Consider the following 24,700-nt stretch of genomic DNA (forward strand, 5'->3'; position numbering starts at 1 on the left):
AAGAAGAGGAAAACATTAACAAAAACGAGGAAACTAGTCAAGAAGTTCATACTGAGGAATTGCAAACAAATAAAACAACAGAAAGTAGTATAGAAGAAAAAGTTGAGAATGCTGAAAATAAAGAAAAAATTACAGAAAAATTAAATATTTTTAATAAGTTAAGATATAAAGAAATTAAGGAGAATGATATATCAGATATAATAGAAGAACTAAGAATGGAACTATTAGAAAGTGACGTATCACTAGAGGTAACAGATAAGATTTTAGAAGATCTTAAAACAAATTTAATAGGTAACAAAGTTAGCAGAAGCGAGGATTTAGAGCAACTTATAAAAAAATCATTAAAAAAGTCATTAAATGAAATTTTACAATATAATAAGATAGATTCAAATTTAGTCGATAATATAAAAAAATCTCCTAAACCTTTTATTATAGTATTCTTTGGAGTTAATGGAGTAGGGAAAACAACTACAATAGCCAAATTTGTTTATTTACTTAAAAAAAATGGTCTGAATGTAATAATAGCCGCAGCAGATACGTTTAGAGCCGCAGCTCAAGAACAATTAGCTGTTCACGCTAAGAAACTTGAAGTGCCATTAGTTAAAGGAAAATACGGAGGAGATCCTGCTTCGGTTGCATATGATGCTATTCAATCCGCAAAAAGTAGAGGAATTGACGTAGTTTTAATAGATACTGCAGGAAGAATGAATACTGATAAAGATCTAACTGAAGAATTAAAAAGAATAATAAGAATTGCAAAACCTAATTTCAGAATTTTGGTATTGGATTCTCTAGCTGGAAACGACGCATTAGAGCAAGCTAGATATTTTGAAGACGCGGTAGGCTATGATGCTGTAATATTAACAAAAGTTGATGCTGATGCTAAGGGAGGAATAGTTCTTTCTTTAGCATATGAGCTAAAGAAACCAGTTATATATTTAGGTATAGGGCAGGATTATGAAAATCTTATAAGTTTTGATCCTAGTTGGTTCTTAGATAGGCTTTTCAGTTAAATTAATATTTTGACTATACAATAAGTTACATATGGATATTATTGAGGAGATTAAGAAACTTCCTGCAGAGTGGAAAAAAATAGTTACAGTGGCTAAAAAACCAGATAAAGAAATGTTCAATCTTAATTTGAAAGTTACCCTAATAGTAATGGCTTTTGTAGGCTTGCTTGCCTTCTTAATCCAATTAGCACTGACTATACTTATTGGGTGAAATTTTCATGGAAACTAAAATTAGAAACTACTATGCAGTAAAAGTTACTGGAGGACAAGAAGTTAATGTAGCATTAATGCTAGAGGAGAGAATCAAGACAAATAATATAAGCGATGTCTATTCTATCTTAGTTCCTCCGGGTCTGAAAGGATACGTTATAATAGAAGCTGGAGGCCCTCATGTAGTTAAACTCTTAATAGCTGGTATAAGACACGTAAGAGGGTCAGTCCCTGGCCTAGTATCAAAAGATGATATAATGAAAATGATATCTAAGAAAGTTGCTGGACCTTTGGTTAAAGAGGGAGATTTGGTAGAAGTTACTGCTGGACCTTTCAGAGGAATGCAAGCACAAATAGTAAGATTTAATGAGAGTAGAGGAGAAGTAGTGTTAAATATTTTAGAATCTGCTTTTCCATTACAAGTAACTATACCTGTAGATCAGGTTAAACCATCAAAGAAATCTTGAGGTGATCGTGTATGCCTAAAAAAACAATTAAAATAGTGGTGGAAGGTGGTAACGTAAAACCGGGACCTCCTTTAGCTCCAACACTGTCACAATATAAGTTAAACATAGGAGAAGTAGTCAAGAAAATAAATGATGCAACATCTCAATTTAAAGGAATGTCAGTACCAGTAAACATCGACATAGATACTGATACAAAAGCATTTGAAATTAGTGTAGGAATACCTACTACAACTTCTTTATTATTGAAAAAAGCTGGAGCTCAAGAACCCTCTGGAGATCCTGCACATAAAAAAATAGGTAACGTTTCAATGGATGATGTAGTAGACGTAGCGCTAATGAAGAAGCCAAGTATGACAAGTAAAAGCTTGAAATCTTCAGTAAAGTCTATTTTAGGTACTGCAAAAAGTATAGGATTAACAGTTGAAAATAAAGATCCAAAAGATTTAGTAAAGGAAATCGATGAAGGTAAATATGATGATTTATTATCTAAATATGAAGAAAAGTGGAATAAAGGTGCATGATTATGATAGTTTCAAATGATAAATTAAAAGAAGGAATTACACTGGCCTTATCCGAGCAAAATAATCCAAAAAGAAATTTTAAGCAAAGTGTGGAATTAATAGTAACTTTTAAAGAAGTAGATATGAAAAAAGGAGAATTAAAATTAAGGGAAATAGTTGCTTTACCTAAAACTCCAAGTAAACCAAAAAATGTTGTCGTAGTACCTTCTTTTGAACAGACAGAATCTGCTAAAAAGGCAGAGCCTAATGTGCTTCTTGCCAAAGAAGATCTTCAGAAACTTCTTGGACAGAAGAGAGCAATCAAAAAATTGGCTATAAATAACGATTGGTTTCTCATTGCACAAGACTCTATGGCACTAGCTGGTAGAATATTAGGCCCAGCCTTAGGCCCTAGAGGTAAATTTCCTACACCATTACCTACATCGTCAGAGATAACTGAATATATTCTTAGATTTAAGAGATCAACTTTAGTAAAAACTAAAGATCAACCACAAACTCAAACATTTATAGGATCTGAAGACCAAAAACCCGAAGATTTAGCAGAAAACGCTTCTGCAGTACTTAGTGCAATAGAAAATAAAATAAAGGGACCTTCCGTAATAAAAGCTATATACATCAAAACAGATATGGGTAAACCAGTAGAGATTAAACTAAAGTGATAGAAATGAGCATAACTATACAACAAAAGAAAATTCCTCAATGGAAGATTGACGAAGTAAAAGAACTAGAGCAATTAATAAAAGAAAATAAGACAATTATTATAGCCAATTTAGAAAAATTCCCTGCAGATAAGCTTCACGAAATAAGAAAGAAATTTAGAGGATACGCTGAGATAAGAGTATCAAAAAATACTTTGTTTAAGATAGCAGCTAAAAACGCAGGTCTTGATATTACTAAGATAGAAAAGTATCTGAATAGTTCTAACGCATTTATATTCAGTAATGAAAATCCCTTTACAATATCAATAAATCTTAATAAATCTAGACTAAAGAGATACGCAATAGCTGGAGATAAGTCTGACGAAGAAATTGTTATACCTGCAGGAGATACTGGAATGCCAGCTGGACCTATATTAAGCACTTTCGGAAAACTAAAAGTCCCAACTAGAGTACAGGACGGAAAAGTAGCAGTAACTAAAGATACATTAATAGCAAAGCCTGGAGATACTATACCAGCAGAAGCTATACCTATACTACAAAAATTAGGGATAATGCCAGTATATGTAAAACTTACTATGAAGGTTGCATATCATGAAGGATTGCTAATACCAGCAGAGGAATTAGATGTCAACTTAGATGATTATAGATCAGAAATAGGCGAAGCATATAGAAACACTATAGCTCTTGGAGTAGAAATAGCATATCCAGTCCCAGATGTATTAAAGATTAGCATTACAAAGGCACAGAATTATTCTCTAAATCTTGCTGGAGAAATGGGCTATATATCTAAAGATACTGCAGAAATAGTATTTATAAAGGCATTAGCTAAAGCAAATGCGCTAGCAGAAGCTATAAATGATAAGGCTAACCTTGGTATACAAGTAGCGCAAAAACCTACAACGCAAGAAGCTAATAAGGAAGATAAGGAAGAAAAGAAAGAGGAAGAAGAAAAGAAAGGACCAAGTGAAGAAAAGTTAGGTGGAGGTTTATCCTCGTTATTTGGATAACAAAGCTTTTTAAATACCAGAATATTAACTAAGGTGATAAGATATGGAATATATATATGCAAGTTTATTGTTACACTCTGCTAAAAAAGATATAACTGAAGATTCATTAAAGAATGTACTTACAGCAGCTGGCATAAATGTAGACGAAGTGAGAGTCAAAGCTGTAGTAGCGGCTCTAAAAGAGGTTAATATTGATGAAGTACTAAAGAACGCAGCAGCTATGCCAGTAGCGGCAGCACCAGCAGCTCAACCAGCAGAAAAGAAAGAGGCTAAGGAAGAAAAGAAAGAGGAAGAAGAAAAGAAAGGACCAAGTGAAGAAGAAATCGCTGGCGGTTTATCTTCTCTATTTGGTTAAAAGAACTAGTTTTTTTACACATACTTTTTAATTCCTGAATATTTATCTTCTTTTAACATGATTGTAGACGAAAAGGAGTACAAGGTAAGGCTATTCAATAATAATTATTATAGGAAGACTTGTAATGTGTGTAAAACGCCTTTCTGGACAAAAGATAAAGAAAGAACTAATTGTGCAGATATTCCTTGCTCAGACTATTATTTCTTAGATTTGGATGTATCAAAGCTTAATCTAAGCGTGAAAGAAGCTAGAAGTAAGTTTCTTAATTTCTTTAAAAGACACGATCATGAAATTATACCACCTAAACCGGTATTAGCAAGATGGAGAGAAGATCTATATTTAACTATAGCAAGCATAGTAGATTTTCAACCCCAGGTCACTAGTGGATTAGTACCACCACCAGCTAATCCTTTAGTTATTTCACAGCCATGCATTAGATTGGAAGACATTGATAATGTAGGCATAACTTTTGGAAGGCATCTGACAACATTCGAAATGGGAGGTCATCATGCATTCAACTATCCAGATAAATACATTTATTGGAAAGACGAAACGGTAGAACTTTCTAAAGAATTTTTTACCGAAGAACTCGGTATACCAGAAGAGTTACTTACATTTAAAGAATCTTGGTGGGAAGGAGGAGGAAATGCGGGACCTTCATTTGAAGTAACAGTGGGTGGACTTGAGTTAGCTACTTTAGTATTTATGCAATATGAAATAAAAGGATCTGATTATATACCCCTTAAACTGAAAATAGTGGATACAGGATATGGTATAGAAAGACTAGCCTGGTTTACTCAAAAGACACCAACAGCTTTCCATGCCATATATGGAAACTTAGTATATACTTTCTTCAAAAAATTAAACCAGGCTCCAGTAGATGAGGAGATGCTAAAAACTGCAGCAAGACTAGCTGGTAGAATAGATACAGATCATCCCGAGTCTATCAAATTACACAGAGAAGAGGTAGCCAAAAAAATAGGTGAAAAACTAGAATATGTAGACTCTGAACTTACAAGAGCAGCTAGAGTATTCCAAGTATTAGATCATACTAAAACTATAGCTCTAATGCTAGCAGACGGTCTAGTGCCATCTAACTCTGGAGAAGGATATTTAGGAAGACTATTAATAAGAAGAACATTAAGAACTATGAAACTTCTAGGCGCTAATGCTGATCTTGTGGATTTGATTTCAGAACAAATAAACTATTGGAAAGAAGATTTTCCAGAAATGTTAAAGAATAAAGATTACATTCTTGACGCAATAGAAAATGAAGAACAGAAATTTAATGAAACCATAAGTAAAATTCCATCAATAGTAAATAACCTTAGTAAAAAGAAAAATATAACTGCTGAAGATTTGGCTCAAGTCTATGATTCTAATGGTGTTCCACCAGAGTTACTTACTGAAGAATTAAAAAAGAAAGGCATAGAACTTCAGATACCCTTCAATTTTTACGCACTAGTAGCTAAAAGACATCAAACTGCTCCTATAAAATCTGAAAAAGAAAAATCTAGATTAACAAAAGACGTAATTGATTTTGCATCAAAATTTGAGCCAACTAAAAAACTTTACTATACTAATCAATATCTAAGAGAATTTGACGGAAATGTAATCGGAGTGTATAAAAATTTTATAATAACTGATCAAACAGTCTTCTACCCAGAAGGCGGAGGTCAGCTTGGAGATAAAGGATTTATAATAACTTCCACTGGAGAAAAGTATTCTGTAATAGATACTCAAAAAGTGTCTGATGTTATATTGCACATACTTGATAGAGAAGCAAAAATTAACGTTGGGGAGAAAGTTCATGGAGAAATAGATTGGCAAAGAAGATACAGATTAATGAAACACCATACTGCAACTCATGTTATACTTGCAGCTGCTAAGAAGCTTCTAGGAGATCATATATGGCAAGCTGGTGCAGAAAAAACTCCAGAAAAAGCTAGATTAGATATAACCCACTATAAAATGCTTTCTAAAGAAGAAATCAGAAAAATAGAAGATATGGCAAACTTTGTTATAAACGATAGGAGGCCAGTTAACGCTTTTGAAATGAATAGGACAGAGGCAGAAACTAAATTTGGAGTATCGATATACGAAGGGGGAGTTCCAAATAAGGCCTCAATTAGATTGCTAGAAATTAAAGACTGGGACGTAGAAAGTTGTGGAGGAACTCATGTATCCAATACTAGTGAAATAGGGGCTATAAAAATTGTTAATGTTGAAAAAATTCAAGATGGAGTAATAAGGCTTGAATACGTTGCAGGAGATATGGTAACAAACTACGCAAGAGAAATAGAAGATGAGATAGATAAAACTTCTGAAATTCTAGGTGTTGATAGGTCTCAATTGGAAATTAGGTCACAAAGATTTATTGAAGACAAGAAAAAAGTTGATGAATTACTTAATGAATATAGAAAATGGTATATAGAATATTTGTTAGAAAATTCTAGTAAAGAAATATATAATGGCGTAAATATATTGATTTTGAAAAATATAATAGATCAGGAGATAGTTAAAGAAATAATGAAAAGATTTACTATTGATAGTTCTAAAGTTGTAGTTAATATATATAACAATAATCAAAAGTGGATTATAGAAATAGCTACGTCTAGTAATATAAAAGTAGATCCAATTTTAGATAACTTGAGAAAGATAGGAGGAAAAGGCGGAGGAAAAGGGACGTACTGTAACGTAAGTTTTGTTACAGTTAAAGAAGATGATATTATAAATGCTATTAAACAAGGACTTAAAGGAAGCCTATAAAGATTATAAATATCTATTAAATAGAGGTTATAGTAGAAAAATCGCTCTAGAATTGATATCGTCTAGATATTTTTTATCTGAATTGCAAAGACTTATTTTATATAGATGTACTCATTCTGATAATGAAATATCTTACATACAGAGCAAGATATCAACTGAAAATAATATTGTCGTTGATGGATTTAATATCGCTATAACACTAATCAATATATTAGATAATGATAACGCATTTTTATGCGATGATGGATTCATTAGAGACTTAGGCTTAGGTAAAAAGAAAGAAGATGAGAGAATCTTAGATATATTAATTCTTGTTTCAGAATACTGTGTCTGGAAAAAATTCTCTTGTGAAATAATATTAGACTCTCAAATAAGTAATAGTGGAAAAATTGCTGAAAAATTAAGGCAAAAGCACGTCACTGCCAAAACTGTTAACAAAGCTGATAAAGAAGTTATAATAAGCAATAAAACTATAGCTAGCAATGATTTTGTAATTCTAATGAATTCTTCAAAAATAGTAGACTTACTTGGTAAAATGGTAAAAGACAGTTATATAAAGTTAGTAAAAATACCAGAAGACCTAAGCTAACCTAAGCTAAGAAAAATCTTTAAGGTAGTTCTAATCTAATTACTCTATGGACCCGTAGCTCAGCCAGGATAGAGCGCCGGCCTCCTATGAAGGTCGGAGCAAGCCGAGGGTCCCGGGTTCGAATCCCGGCGGGCCCGCCACATAGATTAGGTATTATAAAAGTATTCCCTTAGATGATACACGTTACATTTATAAATTCTAAAAGTAGAACTTCACTCGGGGCATAAGAAAAGAAGATGTCAGAGGAAGCAGTTTTCCAAACCTCTTCTGAAGATAGGATAATAGGGAAGCACGTGTTTGGGAATCTATATGGAATTGAACCAGATATCTTAAATGACAAAGATCTCCTACAAAATCTAGTTTTGCAAGCTGTAAAGATAGCTAATATGAATCTAGTTGAAGTAAAGTCTTGGAGTTTCGGTGGAAAGAAGGGAGGCGTATCAGTAATAGCCCTCGTTGAAGAAAGCCATATAGCTCTACATACATGGAACGAGTATAACTATGCAACGCTTGATGTATACACTTGTGGAGAAAACAGCGATCCAGCGGCAGCTTTCAAGTTTATAACAGATAATTTAAAGCCCAAAAAATATCAGGTATTCTACGCAGATAGAAGTTCAGAGTGAGCTGAGGGCTATCATCTATCAAGTTTTTTGTTTCATCACATGATATTTTTTGTTATTTATCTTTAAATTTTTTTATAGACAGTTGTCTATAGGGGTATTAGACAATTGTAGAAAATCTTTAAAAATGTCTATAGCGTATAATAATAATGCATAGCGGTATAGTTGGTTGGGGATCTTATATCCCCAAATATAGAATTAAAGTTGACGAGATAGCAGAAACTTGGGGAAGAGAAAGGGCAGTAGTAAAAACCTTAGGTCTTACTGAGAAATCCGTACCTTCGCCAGATGAAGATTCTACTACAATGGCTTTTGAGTCCACAGTAAATGCTCTAAATCGAGCAAGAATAAATCCAGAAGAAATAGGTGCTGTATTATTCGGTTCAGAATCAAAAGTTTATGCAGTTAAGCCTACATCGTCGTTTATAATAGATGCTATAGGAGCCTCTAATTATTCAGTAAGTGCAGATTTAGAATTTGCTTGCAGAGCAGCATCAGCAGGACTTAGAATGGCATTATCCATGGTAGATACAAATCAAGTTAAATACGCACTAGTTATAGGCTCTGATACTGCTCAATCTAATCCAGGAGATATATTAGAACTTAGTTCTGCAGCAGCTTCTATATCATTTATAGTAGGCAAAGATACGGAATCTGTAGCTATAGCAGAAGCATCAACGTCTTATACTTCAGATACTCCAGATTTTTGGAGAAGAGATGGAGTCCCTTACCCACTGCATGGAGAAGCCTTTACTGGTGAACCTGCATATTTCGCACACATATTATATGCTGTAAATAAATTACTCCAAGATTCTGGACTAAGAATTTCTGACTTTGATTACTTCATATTTCATCAGCCAAATGGTAAATTTCCTCTTCAAATATCTAAAAAACTAGGAATACCTCTTGAAAAAGTTAAGCCTGGCTTAGTCTCCACGTATATAGGTAATCCTTATAATGCTTCTGCACTATTAGGATTAGCAAAGGTTCTAGATTTTGCAAAGCCTGGGCAGAGAATTTTAGTAGCTCCGTTTGGAAGTGGTGCAGGAAGTGACGCATTTAGCTTTGTTACCACTGATAAGATCTCTGAAAGACAAAAATTAGCTCATAGTGTAGATTTCTATATAAATAATAAGAAAATTGTAAGTTATGCACATTATGCTAAATATACTAACAAATATAAGGTGTATGAACAATGAGCGTGAATATTGCTTCATACTCAATGCTAAAAGTAGATAGATATTATGAGACTAATCTAACCAATTTATCTGTAGCTGCTGCAAAAGAGATAATAGAAAATTTGAAAGATAGTTTCAAGCCAGATATTTTAATTTTCGCAAATTCTTATTCAGAAAAAACATCTAACCAAGTTTTATTATCAACAAAGTTAACTAATATATTAGGCTACTCTGTTCCATCATTCAGGATAGAAAATGGAGATGCCAGTGGAGGTGCGGCTATATTTACAGCATACAATTTAATAAAGTCTGGAGAAATAAAATCTGCTTTAATTATTGGTTCAGAAAAACTTTCCGACTTTCCATCAAATTATCTAAACGAAATTCTTACAGAAAATATGGATGAAGAATTCTCAGAAAGACTTGGTATACTACCACAATCATTTGCTGCACTACAAATGAAAACATATATGAAAAAATATAATGTCGACTACGACTACTTTAGTAACTGGCCATATTTCATGCATAAATATGGGTCAGAAAATCCTTATGCATATTTAAAGTTCGCAGTGGATAAGAAAACAATACTGGATTCTCAGCTTATTTCAGAACCTATGAGATTATTTGATACTGCACCTAGAGCAGATGGAGCAGCAGCTATACTTGTTACAAACGATGAAATAGCTAGAAAACTTACTGACTCTCCAGTAAAAATTTCTAAAGTAACATCGTCTACTGCTGACATAAAAATTGGAGAAATTCCTAGCTTAAAGGAGGCTTATAATAAACTTGGAAAATTCAACCCAGATCTTATAGAAATTCATGACTCATATAGTATATATGCAGCTTTAATTTTAGAAGAATTAGGCTTTACTAAGGGAAAATCTTTATCTGAACTAGATAACTTACCAATAAATTATAGTGGAGGACTTAAATCTAGGGGTTACCCCGGAGGAGCTACTGGAATATATCAAATAGCTGAGGCTACAATGCAATTACTAGGTAATTTCCCAGGAAAAAGAGTTCCATCAAGCGAAAAAGCATTAGTAATTTCAATGGACGACTTAGGTAATACAACATATTTAACTCAGTTGACGAGGTGATAAAGATGAAGATCTTTCCACCACAAATATGGAGAAATAAAGAAACTATGTATAGATTAATTGCAGGAAAATGCGAAAAATGTGGCAACATAATATTCCCATATAGGGATGTATGCAATAAATGTGGATCTACGAAAATTAATAAAATAAAACTTAGTGGAAGAGGAACATTATTAACTTATACTACAAATTATCAACAGTTACCTGGATTAGAGAAAGTAACACCTACATATATAGGCTTAATAAGATTAGATGAAGGAATAGAAATCGTGGCTCCATTAACAGATATCGACGAAGATTTGAAAGATAACACGAGAGTAGAAGCTACAATTAGGAGAGTAAAATCAGATTCTAATAATGGTTTAATAGAGTATGGTATAAAATTTAGGCCGGTCGAAAATGAATAAAATAGAAGAAGTAGTAGATAAAGTTGTATCAGGAGAGATCTCCCTACATGATATAGATAATTATTTAGAAGCCAATGCTGCTATGGTAGCTAGAAGATTAGCTATAGAAAAAATTACTGGTGCAAAGTTGCCTTCTATAGGATCTACTATTTTAGATTATTCAGAAATAAAAGGAAGAAATGCCGAAAATGTCATAGGAGGAATCCAAATACCAGTAGGTATAGCAGGACCTATAAGGATAAACGGTGATTACGCTAAAGGAGAGTTTTTTCGTGCCAATGGCTACTACTGAAGGAGCGCTTATAGCTAGCGTAAACAGAGGAATGAAAGCAATACATGAGTCTGGAGAAGTTATAACGAAAATATTTTTCGATGGTATGGCTAGAGCTCCTGTTTTCAAATTCAATAGCATAAAAGATGCATATAATTTTGTAAGATGGGTAAAAGATTCATTTAACAAAATAAAGGATATAGCAGAAAGTACAACATCTCATGGCAAACTTCTAGATATACAGACATTTATTCTATCTAACAATGTATGGCTAAGATTCGTGTTTGAAACTGGAGACGCTATGGGCATGAACATGGCAACTATTGCTTCCGAGGAAATATGTGATTTCATCGAAAATAATTTTGAAGGGGCTACTTGCATAGCAGTAAGTGGAAACATGTGTAGTGATAAGAAACAGTCAATAACTAACACCGTATTTGGTAGAGGAAAATCAGTATCTGCAGAAATTATTATTCCTAAGGATACAGTTAAAAATATTCTTCACACTACTGCAGAAGCAATAACTGAGGTTAATTTAAGGAAAAACTGGCTAGGAAGCGCAAGAGCAGGAAATATTTACCAGTTTAATGCTCATTTTGCAAATATAATAGCTGCAATATTTCTTGCAACTGGTCAAGATATGGCTCAAGTTGTAGAAAGTAGTTCTGGATATACATGGACAGAAAATAGAGACGGTGATCTATACATTTCTATAACACTTCCTTCTTTGGAGATAGGTACTGTTGGAGGAGGAACAAGACTTCCAACTCAAAGAGAGGCATTAAGTATAATGGGAGTAGAAGGAAGTGGAGATCCGGCAGGGAGTAATGCGAAAAAATTTGCTGAAATAACAGCTGCTTCTGTCCTGTCAGGAGAATTAAATCTTTTATCTGCACTAGCAAATAAGGAACTGGGTAAAGCCCACAAGAAACTAGGAAGAAACCTCAAAGCTTAATTTTTTAAACAAAATAGTATCTAATGATGGAAATTCCTAAAGAACTCGAAAAGGTAATTGAATTAACAAAAGAACAAAACAAATGGAGAAGGACGGAGACAATAAACCTTATTGCATCAGAAAACGTGATGAGCCCTATAGCTGAATCTGTTTATATGAGCGATTTTATGTCAAGATATGCTGAAGGAAAACCTTTCAAAAGATTCTATCAAGGAACGAAATATGTGGATGAAATGGAGACATTAGCTATGGATCTGCTTAATGAAATAACCCCAAGTAAGCTCTCGGACCTAAGACCGACAAGCGGAACCATAGCTAATGCTGCAGTATTTAGAGTTTTAGCTAACCCTGGAGATAAAGCCTTAATAACTAAAGTTCAAGCAGGTGCTCATGTAAGTCATACTAGGTTTGGAACTTTAGGAGCTTTGGGTATAGAACACATAGAAATGCCATACGATATGGAGAATATGAACGTTGATGTAGAAAAGGCATCAAAAATGATAGAAGAAGTTAAGCCTAAATTTGTAGTTTTAGGTGCTAGCTTATTTTTATTCCCTCATCCTGCAAAAGAATTAGCCCCAATAGTTCATTCTGTTAATTCAAAACTAATTTATGATGCAGCCCACGTTTATGGCCTAATAGCTGGTAAAGAATGGGATAACCCTCTTGACGAGGGAGCAGATATTATGACTATATCAACGCACAAAACTTTCCCTGGACCTCAAGGTGGCGCAATATTATCCAACAATGAAGAGGTGTTTAAACAAATATCAAAGACAATATTTCCGTGGTTTGTAAGTAACCATCACCTGCATAGATTGCCAGCTACCGCCGTAACTGCCATAGAAATGAAATATTTTGGGAACGAATATGCTTCTCAGATAGTTAAAAATGCTAAAGCATTAGCGTCGTCTTTAGCAGAAAGAGGTTTCAAAGTTATAGCAGAACATTTAGGTTATACTAGAAGCCATCAAATAGCCGTGGATGTCAAAAAATTCGGTGGTGGAGCAAAAGTAGCAAAAATGCTTGAAGATGTAAATATTATAGTAAATAAAAACTTATTACCTTATGATCCTCCAGAAGCTGTCTCAAATCCAAGCGGATTAAGAATAGGTGTTCAAGAGATGACAAGGTTCGGAATGAAAGAAGGAGATATGGAAGAAATAGCAGACTTAATGAAACAAACAGTAGAAGGTAAAGATACTAACGAAATCAAAAAGAAGGTTATAGAATTTAGAAGCAGATTCTTGGAACCAAAATATACATTCAATGTAGATCTAAAAAACTATTCAAATAAAAACATTCCAATGCTTATCTAACTGTTATAACAGTTATAGGTGCATTAGCAGTAACTGATAATGCTGTAGATCCGATGTTTATGTCACTATTTACAGAAGTTCCTCTAGCGCCTAATATTATGGCATCAAAAGTATCTTCTGAAATTGTTTTTAAAATTTCGTTTGCAACGCTACTTTCTTTACTCATATTAATAACCTTAAAATCATATTCTATTTTCTGACCAATTCTTTCCTCTATTTTTTTCTTGACATGTGAAACCTCGTCACATTGTGAGCATACGTATACTACTGTTATCTTAGACCCATATCTCATGCTAAAGTCTTCTGCAAGATCCAAAGCCCTCAAACTGTTCTCAGAACCATCAATTGGAACAAGCACTTTTCTAAACCATAAACTTACTGTATATGTAGGCTCATATGTCATATTATATATCCCCCACTAATTCCTTGTGATGTATTTGTTATTTTTATTGATTCATCAGCAGATATACCATTAATAGCTCTTATAGCATCTATATTTTCTGGCACTACTATAGATTCTTGATGAACTGCATAGGTCAGAAATACCTCAGAACCTTTAGTATATATTGAATCCTCGAATACTACTACCTCCCTAATATCGTTTCTCATTTTACCTAAATCTCTAGCTACTTCTATAATTTCCGCAGTAGAAGAAATCTTAGATCTAGAGCTAACCATAACTATTCTAGGAGTATTTAAGAATATACTCACTATATCTTCCTTATCTATTTGTTGCTTAAAAGTAACATTAAGCAAATGAACATGCATAAGAGTTGTAGGGGCTATTATTGCACTAGTTATTATATCGAGATCTTTAAGCACGCTGTTAACGTCTTTAGCATGATGACTAGGAATAGTAGCTGGGTCTAATACTAATGCATTTATTGGTCCCTTTTTGAATTCTTTAGGATCTGCAGCTCGTCTTACTATAGTAGCCCTTACTTTATCTATCTTTCCTAGTTTTGATAGTGTGCAAATTGTCCTTAAAAGAGCTGTAGTATTGCAAGATACTACTCTTACGTATTTCTTATTTAACGCTTCGTCATAATTACATAATGCTGAAAAGGATACGTCAGCAACATTAGGTTTTTCTCCACCTTGGAAAATAGCTCTTTTTTCATATTTTTCATATAATGTTTTATATTGAGCCCCAACACCGTTTGGAGTAGCATCGACAATAATATCGGAGTATTTGATCATATCCTCTATGTTTCCTGATATCTTTATTCCTGACTCCTCAAATTTTTTTGAAGATTCATCAGGAGAAAATATCTTTATTCCTTTACTTTGAGCAACTAACGCTTCCATATTAGGGCTAGTCTTTGAAACTCCAACTAATTCCATATCTGGTTGCAACATTATAGCTTCTGCAACTCTTTTCCCTATTGTGCCATATCCGTTAACTGATACTCTAATCAATTATTTCACCCCAGAGGTAGATAAAACTTCTAATGCTGGAAGTTTTTCTCCAGCTAAAAATAAAAGTAAAGCTCCTCCTCCTGTTGATATATGAACTTTATTACTGTCTACAGTTACATTTCCCAACATGCTTATCATATGGCCTCCACCAATTATAAGATAACCTGAACTTTCCAAAGCATCAACTAACAATGTTTTACTACCTTCTCTAAATCTTTCATCTTCTATTATACCCATTGGACCTCTCATAACTATTACTTTAGCATCTTTTATAAAAGACGAGTATATACCAGTAGTAGTAGTTCCTATATCTTTAATAACGCCGGTAAGTTTATTTAAAGGCTCTTCTATAACTTTGCCTTCCTTTTCTACCCTAAAATCAACTGGAATCTCTATGGGACCTCCCATTAGAAGTATTTTCCTTGCTCTAGGTACTAGAGATAATATTCCAAGTTTTTCCAAAACCCTAATATTATCCTTACCTATATCGAGACCCTTAGCTACAGCAAAAAGTTCAGCAATTAAGCCTCCTGTAAGTATTCTATCAGCTAATCTTTTTTTAACTAAATTTTCTATTATTCTAACACTATCTAGAACTTTGCCGCCACCTAGTATAAAGACCTTAGGATAATCATCTGGATTAAATATCTTAGCTAATGCTGATACTTCTTTCTCCATTAATCTACCAGCACTAGATTTCAAAACTACAGGAAAACCAACTAAACTAGCCTGACTTCTATGAGAAGCCGCAAAAGCATCGTTCACATAACCATCAAACAATGGAGAAAGTCTTCTAACTAAATAACTCTTAGCATGTTGTGAAGGAGATGCTTCTATTAACTCTTCTGAAACAAACCTAACATTATCCAATAACATGACCCTACCCTTCTCAAGATTTTGTATTTTTTCTCTAGCATATGGCCCCATTACGTCTTCTATAAATTCCACATCAGTATCTAGATATTTGGAAAGTATTTTGGCGTGCTCCTCAAGCGATATAAAATCATTATCCCCAGGTCTTCCCTGATGTGAAATCAAAACTACAGAATTTCCCTTTTCTACTAATTCTCTGATTGTAGAATTATATGCCTTAAGTCTCGAATCATCCAATAAATTACCAGTTTTAGGATCTACTGGTGAATTTATATCTATACGTACGAGAATCTTTTTACTACTAAAATCAACATCGTCTAAAGTAGGAATTAATAGATCATTTATCTTGATCAGAACTTTTCCCCCAAAATACTTTCTAATTAATAGATTTTAATGTTGTTGCGATTTTGTTCTCAAAATCTAGAAATAGATAGATAAAAGTTACATCTATAATTACTGTTTTGTCTATACTTCATTAAATTAGAATAATTCTAATCATAATGTTTACTATATATAGTTCTCTAAATATAATAAAAATGCAAGAAGATATAATTTACACCGCTAAAATGCTTTTTACACTTATTAATCAGTAGCCGGGCAGGGATTCGAACCCTGGTTCCAGGGGCCAGAGCCCTAGATCCTTGGCCGCTAGACTACCCGGCTAAGATGTATTTGTTATTACAAGGTTTTAAAGTTTTTATTGAGATAACTATATGAGGGTAATAATTTGTTTCCAAAGATCTTTAAGCGAGGTTCCAGCAATAACAGTAATTATATCAAGAACGACTTAGGTGAGTGGTTGTTAGTATCTAGAAATCCTGAAATTTCATTTATAGACTGGTCTGTAAGAAAAACAATTAAAAAATTGGGCTGCAAAAAATTTGATTTCTATATTTTACAATATGATAAAGATAACAATATAAAAAATTTCATCTCAAATAAAGTAATGATAATTTCAAAACAAAATTTAAGAGAATCGGACATAATTCAAGGATTAAACAAAACATTAGAGAATTTTGCATTAATAGGAGAAACCAAAATAAGTAAATTAAAAATTTGCGGAGATGTATATTTATTTCTCTACTTCGATATAATTCTGAAAAAGATTAAAAATTATCATACCTCTGTTAAGGTTTTACTTCCTCCTCTTGGAATTAAAACATCTAATATTCCTTACACACCAGAAGATCTCTTTAAGGATATATTAAATAATGCCATGAATACCTCATGTACAACTGAATTTGAAGTTCAAGAAGGAAAGTATGCTAGAATATTAGCTGACTGCGAAAATATATCGCAGTATGATAATCTAAAATATGTAATACCTTATTTTATAGACGCTGGTGAGATGAAAATTTCCATTAAAAAAAGTGAACTAACCAAGAGTGAAATACAATTAGATATTTTTGGATTTAAATCAAAATCTTTAATTCCTCTAGTATGGGATAACTTTATGTCAACATATGCACAATGTTAATATTCAGAAGATTTTTAGCTTAGAAAGATAAAAGAAGTCTTGCCGCCGTAGCTCAGCATGGTTAGAGCGCCGGACTCATACGGCACTCTGGGATATCCGGTTGTCCGGGGTTCAAATCCCCGCGGCGGCACCTACGTACTTTTAACGTAATTTTTGTCAGTATAAAGTGAGAAAAATCCTAGAATTTAACGTCTCTCGATTTTTATTTAACGCATATGTAGGATAACATATCTGACGTAAGAATTTACTAAAATTTAACGCCTAACGGGTTTTTCACGCCGTTAATTTAACACATTTTCTGTTTTCTACTGGATTACTTACACTGTTAAGTACTATACTAACCCAAGACTTTTACACCTTACTCTTTTTCTCAGGAGTAATATCTTCCCTAGGATAGCTGGAGAGAAGGATTGACTAAGGTTACGCGGAAATGGTCTAGCCTCAATCCGAATTGAGTCGCATTTAATTAATCGCTCAGCCTCTTAAGCAATTGGTGTAAGGATAGAGGGAATTAATAGATTTAGCCGAGGTCAATAATACTCCTGCACTGAGGGTTTCGGAAGAACTTCAGAAATATAAGTTAATAAGAGAGGAAAGAGAAACCACATTTCCTAGAAGGAGGTTAATTTAATTTAACCGATGATGGGAAATATGTAGCCGTAAGAATAAAGGAAATTATGGAAGTATTAGTTAAGAATCATCCGCCTTTATAATCAATTTAGCGTTCTTGTCGAAGCATATCATCATTCTCGAAAAGAAATCTTCCCTACCTAAAATAAGGCTTGGAAAAACTCCTTCATAAATGCCGAAATCGGCTACTGCAATAGGTATTTCAAAATTTTCATTTAGCTCTACGAAATGAAATTTTAATTTGTACCTTTTTGTATGTAAATTTAGATTGGTTAATATAATGGTATCAAAGTAATGATCTTCTAGATTATCAAAACACTCGTTTAACGTTCTCCTAATTTATTAAAGAAAATCTACTACCGCTATCTGGTAATGCGTATATCAAAACATCTTCCCCAGACTTAGGGCACTCCATCCTTACTTTTATTAAAGGTACTGAGTAACCTTCGGCGTTAATAAAAGGGATCTCTATTTCTTTACCCATACTAACTCTTTTCTTGCTTCACTACCGTTAAAATATCATACTGACTCCTTTTATACCCCTTCTTTTCCATTATTTCCTCGACTTCCTCCCACGAATTACCCTCAGCCACTATGTTTCTATTCTCATCTATCGCCAAATACTTTCTTACGAGCTTAATGTTCTCAGACATGTTCTCAAATTAAATATAAACTTGTAGAACTATAACTTTATCTACTGCACTCTATTGTTTCAAATTTTTGAACTAGAGACGTGCTTGTCCTTTTAGTATTTAAAAGATTAAAATATGCTTTCACTTATGGAAATAAGTGTTATGAGACGATAATAGCAATATTAGCTGGAAAAAGTTAGTATACTATACGATTATTTAATGTAAAAGCTTGAATGCGACAAAAATCTTTTTTAGCAACATTTTCTAAAATCAAACAGGAAATAATATTCAGTTTATAGATAAGTTATTGTGGTAAGAAGTTCACAGAATTTATACGGAGATGAGGAGAACTGACAAATAATTGAGGTATTTAAGGGTTTAACGTCTCATACTATGTAGATTCTTTCATCTAATAATTAATCTAAATTATAATATTAGAATGAAAATTAACCCTTTAACATAAAGGTATTAAATCAAACCTATTAATTTAACGTCTTAAACATCCGGTTGTCCGGGGTTCAAATCCCCGCGGCGGCACCTCCCTAATCTTTTTCATGAATTAAAATAGTTTTTATGTTATCATGAGAGGAGGATGATTGGGAACATCTAAAGTTTCTAGAAATGTAACAATAATATTTATCAGTAAGAATATGATACAAATTTTATTGTGTTTTTCAATTTACTAGAAGATTAGGAATTTATAGGCTATACTTAAGAAGAACTCTTAAATTTAGGAATAGATAGTACAAATAGCTAATGGCGAAATAGATAAGAAGATTTATACTATGTCGATAAAGTTTCTGAATTTTTGACTAGAGATAATAGCTAGTTTTTCCTTCTATAACTAAAGGCTGATTCTATTTAGCATCACCTTTTAAAAAATGTACAATATAATAAAAAATATTAATTCTTATTTATCAGTAAATCCTACTGAACGTTACATGCAATAGCTAAACCTATACAGTAATCAGTACATGTAACTCCATCTAAAACTTCTATGTCATTGTCACCAGCACAGTCGTATACGAGACACTAATAAAAACAAACATAAGAAGCATCTGGATCTGGTGGATCATTCTTTACGCACATCTTATTTCACCTTTTTTATCTCTATTTTTTCTGGTTCATAAGTAGTCAAAACGTTTGAAAGTGCGTTTCCTTTTATTTCATATCTGCCTGATACTACTTTAGTTACCTTATTTTCTCTTAATAAATAAGATTCAGCAGTAAATACTTTCTTATCTCCTTCTCTTTTAATATTCTCCAAAATATTTAATACTACAACGTGACCCCTATTTTCTTCTGCGACAATGAAATGATACTCCTTATCCTTTTCCTTAATTATGACCTCGTATCCTACTTTCCCGTCCTTAGCTTTCACAAATGCGAAAGAGTAGTTTCCTATCTGTATATGATCTCTAATTTCAAATTCTACCTTATTACCTTTATTTAATCTATCTATATATTGCTTTCTCTTTTTTACGATATCATCTATAATATCAAATTTCTGTGTAAGATCTTCAAACTCTATCGTTTATCACCTCAATATATATTACGTGTAATCAGCTTTTTTTTTAACTCTCGTTTACTCTAAAAAGTTTTAATAAATAATGGATATAAAGTTTCTTAATACTAAAAAGTCTGTAATACATTTAAGCAAGAACTAAACTAATTTTAGCAGAACTAGCTTCTTTGCTTTTGCGTTATCCTTTTTATATAAACGCAATAATTTCACTTATTATCTTTCTCTAAAGCGGTACTTGTAAGTCTCGATCTTACATCTCAAATTATCAACAAGCAATTTAGTCTCAAAGCTCATATTCTTTTCCTTCATGGCCTCCTCAGCTTTTGCCGTTTAGTCGATAAAGTTATGATTTCTAATATACTCACTCCAAAAGAAAGGTATAGCATAAAATTTCACTTCGTAGAACTTAATGGGACGTTACAGATACCAGTAGCACCTTTAGATTTCGTAAACTTAGGTGAGGGTATATATCCCAGCCTAATTTTAGGTAGAGATGATTTCTTTTCAAGAACAATAATATACTTTGACAGGAACATAAGATTAATTATTAAGGCTGATAGTGTTTACATTAAGGCTGATAGTGTTTACCCGTGGCGTAACTTTTCCTTACTTTTAATTACTTCTAATTCCGCCACTGGCACCCCTCTCAAGGGATCATACACAGTCACCCTTAAGTCCTTGGGGCTAGTCGAGGGAAACACCAATACCCTCCCATCCACCTTTTTCACAATGTTAAGAGGAGCAATAGAATCCCTCTCCAACAAAACTTCACCACTCTCCAAATACCTAGCGTTCACCTTGAAAACTCTAATACCCCCACCCTCGTGAGCAGAGCCCGTCATCAGGTAGGGGTTAAAAACCTTGATAACCTTCTCAACTACTTGCTTACCCTTCCTCAACTTCTCACCGTTAAATGGGTTAATAGAGGAAGTATATGACTCAGAAACCTCCGCAACCTCTATCGGCTGAGTTTTCAACATATCCACGAATTTAACAACACTCCACTGGTGAATCCTATGCCTAAGCTTATCATTTTTATTACTCTCCATCTTCTCCTTAGACCTTGAGGAAAACTTACCTACTACAACTTTAGCCTTTAAATCCCTAGCAAGCTCTGTTATCCTTTTTACAGTCTTCCTCAAAACGTCAATTTTCCTCTCTTTTTCCCTTAATTTCCTCAACTTCTTCTTAACCAGTTCGTCCTTAGTTGAGTGTCCTTTAGTAATCTCCTCCCTCCTCAGGGAATAGTTCATGACAATCCTACCTAACCCGGTCTCATATCTCCTCAACTCCTTGAGTTTAAAACCTTCAAAAACCGCTAAAGTGACGTTATTCTCATTAACGTCAATAGAAATATAATTACCCTCCTTAGACTCAACCTCAACCTCCTTCTCAAAAGTCAACCAAACTAGGACTTTCCTACCTATTAACCTCAGCTTAAGCTCTTGTGAAACCCTCCAACCTTCATATACGTAGCGGGTAAATTGTTTAGTGAACTTGAGGGGTATCTCAACCCAACCCTTGTGAGTTACGACACTGACAGAAATTCTATTAAACCTCCAATTAACCATGTTAGGAATAGTGATTACAACTCTCTTGTACTCCGGTTTATCCTTCCTCGTTAGCCCTTTCTTCCTCCTCTCCCTAAAGCTCTTAACAATCCTTCCGGCTACGATATAAGCACCTTCAATAACTCTAGAAGGTAGGAAGGGGTACTTCTCCTTATAATGATTGTAAAATCTTTCATGCAACTTCTTCCTAGTGGTTGGTAAAGCCTCGGAGAGTATTATCTCAATCATTTCATTAACAATCTTCTTCTGATATTCCTCAACCTCCCTAAGAACGCGGTATTTCCACTCGTTCAAGAAGTCGCTCTCTACCCTAACCGTCCTTTTTAAGGTCTTCAACACATTTTACCACCTTCTCATACTCTTGGCCGTAAATTCTAGAGGCGAACGATTTAACGATTTCAACAAAGTCCTCAACCAACTCTTGCATGTAATCCTTATCATCTTGGAAAGCTACGACTACGTTTGCTCCGTATGCTTTGAATAACTTCACTTCGAAACCGAAACGCGTTAGCCTGTCCTTGTAAGCTACTACTACTGCGTCAATTTGCCTCCTCTTGGCTAATTCTATTAACTTCTTTAAACCTTCTCTATCCTCTTTCAATCCAGAACCTATATCCTTAATTTCTATTACACTCACTTCTCCGAAAGTTTTCTTAACCCATTCTCTCAATGCGTCCAACTGCCTCTCCAAGTCGTCCTTTTGTGTGTTTGATGAAACTCGAGCATAAATTGCCACTTGTTTAACCCTTCCACCGCCAGACAGTAATCTTTCAATTTCGCTGTAAGGTATTCTCCACCTACCGTTAATCTCAACAGCCTTTATTTTTCCCTCCCTAATCCACTTAATAACACCACTCCTACTCATGCCGAATATTTCAGCGACCTCACTAGGTGTTAAATACCTCTCCACAGTAATTAAAAGTATTTAAAAGTTACGTGAAAGTGCTATAGTCTTTAACTTAGTAATTTTCTTTGGATATATAAACGTTTATAAATTGTTACGCTATGAAGAAGAGAAGAGTGATAAGCAAATTTTTAGGCAAGGAGTAACGTATGAAAATGCTTCATCTAGGATAATCCAATAGAGTCAAGTAGTAGTTAGTATAATATTCTGCTAGTCTCTGCTAGCATAACTCGTTAAAGTGCACTAAATTATTCTATATCCCATTGTAGAAATAAAGTGAATTTATAGTGAACATATTAAATCTTCTATGGATTATTACCAGCAGGATTTTTAAATTGTGTTATATAAGCTTAAAATGATAAAGAAATATGTTTAATTATCAAAAATTTGAAAAAGATTTCATAGAAGCATGGAATTCACACGACATAGAATATTTGTTAAGTTTTTACACAGACGAGTTAGTTTATATACACCCAGGTGAGCATCCTAGAGTAATTAAGGGGAAAGAACAATTTAAAAAGTACCTAGAAGTTTTTTAAGACATTTCCTGATTACAAATTCGAATTAATTAATGTGGCATGGAATGACAACATAGGATTCGGCGAATGGATAGGGAGGTCAACTTTTAATGGCAAGAGATACGGATTAGAAATTAAAAATAAAAAATTCGAAATAATGGGTGTAGATATATTAATTATCGACAAGGAAAAAGAATTGGTAAAAGGAGAGAGTATATTACAATCTATTATCGGTTTTAGAACAAATATGTAAAAACTTGGAGGTGAAGTGTAAGGATGAATGAATTATCTAAATCAGTCCTTTTCTCTTCATTACCTTCGTTTATCTCTTCAGTTGAAGCTACAATGATATTGATGGTCATTCCATTAATAGCTAAAGATTTTTCAATAACTTATATAAAAGCCTCAACTATATTGTCAATTTATATCGTCACTGAGGTCTTACTTTCCATTCCATTTTCACTTTTAGCCGAAAAAGTTGGAGTAAAAATGGTCATAATATTAGGGACAATGATAATGGCTTTATCGTCCTTTCTCATAATTTTTTCTAACTCTTTTTTACTTATACTCATTCTTAGGATTTTTCAGGGTATTGGGGCTTCAATGGTTCTTCTAACGTCTTTGTCTTACGCCAGTCTTATAGGCTCGGATAAAGAGAGAGGGAAAATGATAGGGTTAAATCACACTATAGTTAGCCTGGGTTACGTTTTTGGCTTACCCCTTGGAGGAATAATTGCTGAAATTAATTGGAAATACTTATTCGCGATAACATCGGTTCTTTCCTTTATCTCACTGTTCTTAATACTATCCCTTAACGAGGTACATGCAAAGTCGGGATTAGGGATTAATATAATTTATACTTCGCTAATATTCGACGGTATAATCTTAGGACTATATTACCCACTGTTCTTATTACTATCCTTAGTAGGTCTAGTTATGACTTTGTGGAAAATAAAGTTAGGTAAAGTATTTTATTTAACTAGTCTTTCGGGCTTTTTACACTCAATTACAAGGAATATGATAGCCGCTTTCTTTGTATTTTATTTATACTCCTTACATTTACCTGCTCTAATCATTGGCTCTTTAGTTCTCCTTTACCCTCTTTCCTTTACATTTGTCTCATTTTACGCTGGTAAGCTTCACGATAAGTATAAGTTAAGGGTTGCGTCTTTCGGTTTTGCCTCAATGGCCTTATCCTCCTTGTCTCTTTTCTTCAACGTCATTTTGGGAGAATTTTTACTGGGTGCCTCCTCTGGAATTGCTACTACTTCAAACACTGCTTATACAATGTCTTCAGTTAGGAATAAGGATAGAATAGTAGCCTCTGGAATAAGAAGCGTTCAAGGAGTTGTAAGTAATACTATAGGGTTAATTATTGCCTCATATTTCAGAACGTTCTTGACTCCTTACGTCGAGATTACAGTCCTTCTAAACTTAGCGTCACTTCTTATCTTAGGTATTGTTATCTTTTCCCAAGCAAACACCTAGTAAAAACTTTATTAGTATAAATTATATTTGTATTGTAGATATTTTAAGGGCGGTAATCATTAGACTGAGAGATCATCTTTGCCCCACAAAAAGGATATCTACTTTAAAATATGTGTTTACCCGTGGCGTAACTTATCCTTACTTTTAACTCCGCCACGGTAAACACTAAAAGAATAGAGAATAAGGAGATATTGATACCAGATAAACTATGCCAACC

At 33.6% G+C, this 24,700-nt stretch carries 26 protein-coding genes, 3 tRNA genes and 3 pseudogenes; 23 read left to right on the forward strand and 9 right to left on the reverse strand.

Annotation, left to right across the window (positions count from 1 at the left end; translation table 11 throughout):
- Nucleotides 1-59 precede the first annotated feature (59 nt).
- From ftsY to glyA, 16 genes and pseudogenes are all read left to right on the forward strand, one after another.
- Nucleotides 60-1,013 carry a signal recognition particle-docking protein FtsY gene (gene ftsY, locus DFR85_RS25995; protein ID WP_432417909.1) on the forward strand — a complete coding sequence of 318 codons (954 nt, stop codon included), beginning with the start codon at nt 60-62 and terminating at the stop codon, nt 1,011-1,013.
- A gap of 31 nt (nt 1,014-1,044) precedes the next feature.
- Nucleotides 1,045-1,224, forward strand: a complete 180-nt coding sequence (locus tag DFR85_RS26000) for a protein translocase SEC61 complex subunit gamma (protein ID WP_110270792.1) — start codon at nt 1,045-1,047, stop codon at nt 1,222-1,224.
- Nucleotides 1,225-1,231: 7 nt separating this feature from the next.
- Complete coding sequence (locus DFR85_RS26005) at nt 1,232-1,690, forward strand: transcription elongation factor Spt5 (RefSeq protein ID WP_110270793.1); 459 nt, start codon at nt 1,232-1,234, stop codon at nt 1,688-1,690.
- A gap of 11 nt (nt 1,691-1,701) precedes the next feature.
- Nucleotides 1,702-2,211 (forward strand): 50S ribosomal protein L11, encoded by a 510-nt coding sequence (locus DFR85_RS26010; RefSeq protein ID WP_110270794.1) that lies wholly within the window; start codon nt 1,702-1,704, stop codon nt 2,209-2,211.
- A gap of 2 nt (nt 2,212-2,213) precedes the next feature.
- Nucleotides 2,214-2,870: a 50S ribosomal protein L1 gene (locus DFR85_RS26015; protein WP_110270795.1), complete on the forward strand. Its 657-nt coding sequence runs from the start codon at nt 2,214-2,216 to the stop codon at nt 2,868-2,870.
- The gene (locus DFR85_RS26020; RefSeq protein ID WP_168367186.1) at nt 2,867-3,877 is read left to right on the forward strand and encodes a 50S ribosomal protein L10; all 1,011 of its coding nucleotides are present in this window, start codon (nt 2,867-2,869) and stop codon (nt 3,875-3,877) included. Before DFR85_RS26015 ends, DFR85_RS26020 begins: the two co-directional genes overlap by 4 nt.
- A gap of 43 nt (nt 3,878-3,920) precedes the next feature.
- The gene (gene rpl12p, locus DFR85_RS26025; RefSeq protein WP_110270797.1) at nt 3,921-4,232 is read left to right on the forward strand and encodes a 50S ribosomal protein P1; all 312 of its coding nucleotides are present in this window, start codon (nt 3,921-3,923) and stop codon (nt 4,230-4,232) included.
- A gap of 57 nt (nt 4,233-4,289) precedes the next feature.
- Entirely contained in the window at nt 4,290-7,001 is a 2,712-nt protein-coding gene (gene alaS, locus DFR85_RS26030) for an alanine--tRNA ligase (RefSeq protein ID WP_110270798.1), read from the forward strand.
- Nucleotides 6,967-7,590, forward strand: a complete 624-nt coding sequence (locus DFR85_RS26035; RefSeq protein ID WP_110270799.1) for a DUF434 domain-containing protein — start codon at nt 6,967-6,969, stop codon at nt 7,588-7,590. Before alaS ends, DFR85_RS26035 begins: the two co-directional genes overlap by 35 nt.
- Before the next feature lie 48 nt (nt 7,591-7,638).
- Nucleotides 7,639-7,730, forward strand: a tRNA-Arg gene (locus tag DFR85_RS26040).
- A gap of 96 nt (nt 7,731-7,826) precedes the next feature.
- A complete protein-coding gene (speD, locus tag DFR85_RS26045) occupies nt 7,827-8,216 on the forward strand; it encodes an adenosylmethionine decarboxylase (RefSeq protein WP_110270800.1) in 390 nt (129 codons plus the stop codon).
- A gap of 146 nt (nt 8,217-8,362) precedes the next feature.
- The gene (locus DFR85_RS26050; RefSeq protein WP_110270801.1) at nt 8,363-9,412 is read left to right on the forward strand and encodes a hydroxymethylglutaryl-CoA synthase; all 1,050 of its coding nucleotides are present in this window, start codon (nt 8,363-8,365) and stop codon (nt 9,410-9,412) included.
- Entirely contained in the window at nt 9,409-10,494 is a 1,086-nt protein-coding gene (locus DFR85_RS26055; RefSeq protein WP_110270802.1) for a thiolase family protein, read from the forward strand. The genes DFR85_RS26050 and DFR85_RS26055 overlap by 4 nt, the downstream gene beginning before the upstream one ends.
- Nucleotides 10,495-10,499: 5 nt before the next feature.
- On the forward strand, nt 10,500-10,901 hold the full coding sequence (locus DFR85_RS26060) for a Zn-ribbon domain-containing OB-fold protein (protein ID WP_110271863.1): 402 nt from the start codon (nt 10,500-10,502) through the stop codon (nt 10,899-10,901).
- A pseudogene (hmgA, locus tag DFR85_RS26065) lies at nt 10,894-12,127 on the forward strand (hydroxymethylglutaryl-CoA reductase (NADPH)). Before DFR85_RS26060 ends, hmgA begins: the two are co-directional and overlap by 8 nt.
- A 23-nt stretch (nt 12,128-12,150) precedes the next feature.
- The gene (glyA, locus tag DFR85_RS26070; protein ID WP_281351033.1) at nt 12,151-13,446 is read left to right on the forward strand and encodes a serine hydroxymethyltransferase; all 1,296 of its coding nucleotides are present in this window, start codon (nt 12,151-12,153) and stop codon (nt 13,444-13,446) included.
- Here glyA and DFR85_RS26075 read toward each other — a convergent pair.
- The 4 genes from DFR85_RS26075 to DFR85_RS26090 all read right to left on the reverse strand — a co-directional run bounded on the left by DFR85_RS26075 (nt 13,439) and on the right by DFR85_RS26090 (nt 16,401).
- Nucleotides 13,439-13,849 carry a universal stress protein gene (locus DFR85_RS26075; protein ID WP_110270804.1) on the reverse strand — a complete coding sequence of 137 codons (411 nt, stop codon included), beginning with the start codon at nt 13,847-13,849 and terminating at the stop codon, nt 13,439-13,441. The two genes, glyA and DFR85_RS26075, sit on opposite strands and share 8 nt — an antisense overlap.
- A complete protein-coding gene (locus DFR85_RS26080; RefSeq protein ID WP_110270805.1) occupies nt 13,846-14,865 on the reverse strand; it encodes a phosphorylating glyceraldehyde-3-phosphate dehydrogenase in 1,020 nt (339 codons plus the stop codon). The genes DFR85_RS26075 and DFR85_RS26080 overlap by 4 nt, the downstream gene beginning before the upstream one ends.
- Nucleotides 14,866-16,092, reverse strand: a complete 1,227-nt coding sequence (locus DFR85_RS26085) for a phosphoglycerate kinase (RefSeq protein ID WP_110270806.1) — start codon at nt 16,090-16,092, stop codon at nt 14,866-14,868.
- 236 nt (nt 16,093-16,328) lie between these two features.
- Nucleotides 16,329-16,401 (reverse strand) — tRNA-Gln (locus tag DFR85_RS26090).
- A 136-nt stretch (nt 16,402-16,537) separates the two neighbouring features.
- Here DFR85_RS26090 and DFR85_RS26095 point away from each other — a divergent pair.
- The 3 genes from DFR85_RS26095 to DFR85_RS32330 all read left to right on the forward strand — a co-directional run bounded on the left by DFR85_RS26095 (nt 16,538) and on the right by DFR85_RS32330 (nt 17,612).
- The gene (locus DFR85_RS26095; RefSeq protein WP_162582757.1) at nt 16,538-17,215 is read left to right on the forward strand and encodes a hypothetical protein; all 678 of its coding nucleotides are present in this window, start codon (nt 16,538-16,540) and stop codon (nt 17,213-17,215) included.
- Between the two features lie 41 nt (nt 17,216-17,256).
- Nucleotides 17,257-17,345 (forward strand) — tRNA-Met (locus tag DFR85_RS26100).
- 168 nt (nt 17,346-17,513) lie between these two features.
- Nucleotides 17,514-17,612 (forward strand): hypothetical protein, encoded by a 99-nt coding sequence (locus DFR85_RS32330; protein WP_110271864.1) that lies wholly within the window; start codon nt 17,514-17,516, stop codon nt 17,610-17,612.
- Between the two features lie 293 nt (nt 17,613-17,905).
- Here the strand turns inward: DFR85_RS32330 and DFR85_RS26110 are convergent.
- The 3 genes and pseudogenes from DFR85_RS26110 to DFR85_RS26120 form a co-directional block, all read right to left on the reverse strand.
- Nucleotides 17,906-18,329: pseudogene (locus tag DFR85_RS26110) on the reverse strand (conjugal transfer protein).
- Nucleotide 18,330: 1 nt separating this feature from the next.
- A complete protein-coding gene (locus tag DFR85_RS26115; RefSeq protein ID WP_012713836.1) occupies nt 18,331-18,498 on the reverse strand; it encodes a hypothetical protein in 168 nt (55 codons plus the stop codon).
- Between the two features lie 1,069 nt (nt 18,499-19,567).
- Entirely contained in the window at nt 19,568-19,858 is a 291-nt protein-coding gene (locus DFR85_RS26120; RefSeq protein WP_110270808.1) for a hypothetical protein, read from the reverse strand.
- Between the two features lie 471 nt (nt 19,859-20,329).
- Between DFR85_RS26120 and DFR85_RS32335 the strand changes: the two are divergent.
- Nucleotides 20,330-20,554: pseudogene (locus tag DFR85_RS32335) on the forward strand (conjugal transfer protein); the annotation flags it as partial.
- Nucleotides 20,555-20,586: 32 nt separating this feature from the next.
- Here DFR85_RS32335 and DFR85_RS26130 read toward each other — a convergent pair.
- Entirely contained in the window at nt 20,587-21,912 is a 1,326-nt protein-coding gene (locus DFR85_RS26130) for an IS200/IS605 family accessory protein TnpB-related protein (protein WP_110270809.1), read from the reverse strand.
- The gene (locus tag DFR85_RS26135; RefSeq protein ID WP_110270810.1) at nt 21,884-22,483 is read right to left on the reverse strand and encodes an IS607 family transposase; all 600 of its coding nucleotides are present in this window, start codon (nt 22,481-22,483) and stop codon (nt 21,884-21,886) included. The genes DFR85_RS26130 and DFR85_RS26135 overlap by 29 nt, the downstream gene beginning before the upstream one ends.
- A 362-nt stretch (nt 22,484-22,845) precedes the next feature.
- Between DFR85_RS26135 and DFR85_RS26140 the strand changes: the two genes are divergently transcribed.
- Genes DFR85_RS26140 through DFR85_RS26150 form a run of 3 tightly spaced genes read left to right on the forward strand, consistent with a single transcriptional unit; the run spans nt 22,846 to nt 24,483 of the window.
- Nucleotides 22,846-23,016, forward strand: coding sequence for a YybH family protein (locus DFR85_RS26140; protein ID WP_168367187.1), 171 nt, complete (start codon nt 22,846-22,848; stop codon nt 23,014-23,016).
- Nucleotides 23,017-23,050: 34 nt separating this feature from the next.
- Nucleotides 23,051-23,248, forward strand: coding sequence for a hypothetical protein (locus DFR85_RS26145; protein WP_168367188.1), 198 nt, complete (start codon nt 23,051-23,053; stop codon nt 23,246-23,248).
- Nucleotides 23,249-23,271: 23 nt separating this feature from the next.
- Nucleotides 23,272-24,483, forward strand: coding sequence for an MFS transporter (locus DFR85_RS26150; RefSeq protein ID WP_168367189.1), 1,212 nt, complete (start codon nt 23,272-23,274; stop codon nt 24,481-24,483).
- Nucleotides 24,484-24,700: the final 217 nt, after the last annotated feature.

The sequence above is a fragment of the Acidianus brierleyi genome, from assembly GCF_003201835.2.
Taxonomy (GTDB): Archaea; Thermoproteota; Thermoprotei_A; order Sulfolobales; family Sulfolobaceae; genus Aramenus; species Aramenus brierleyi.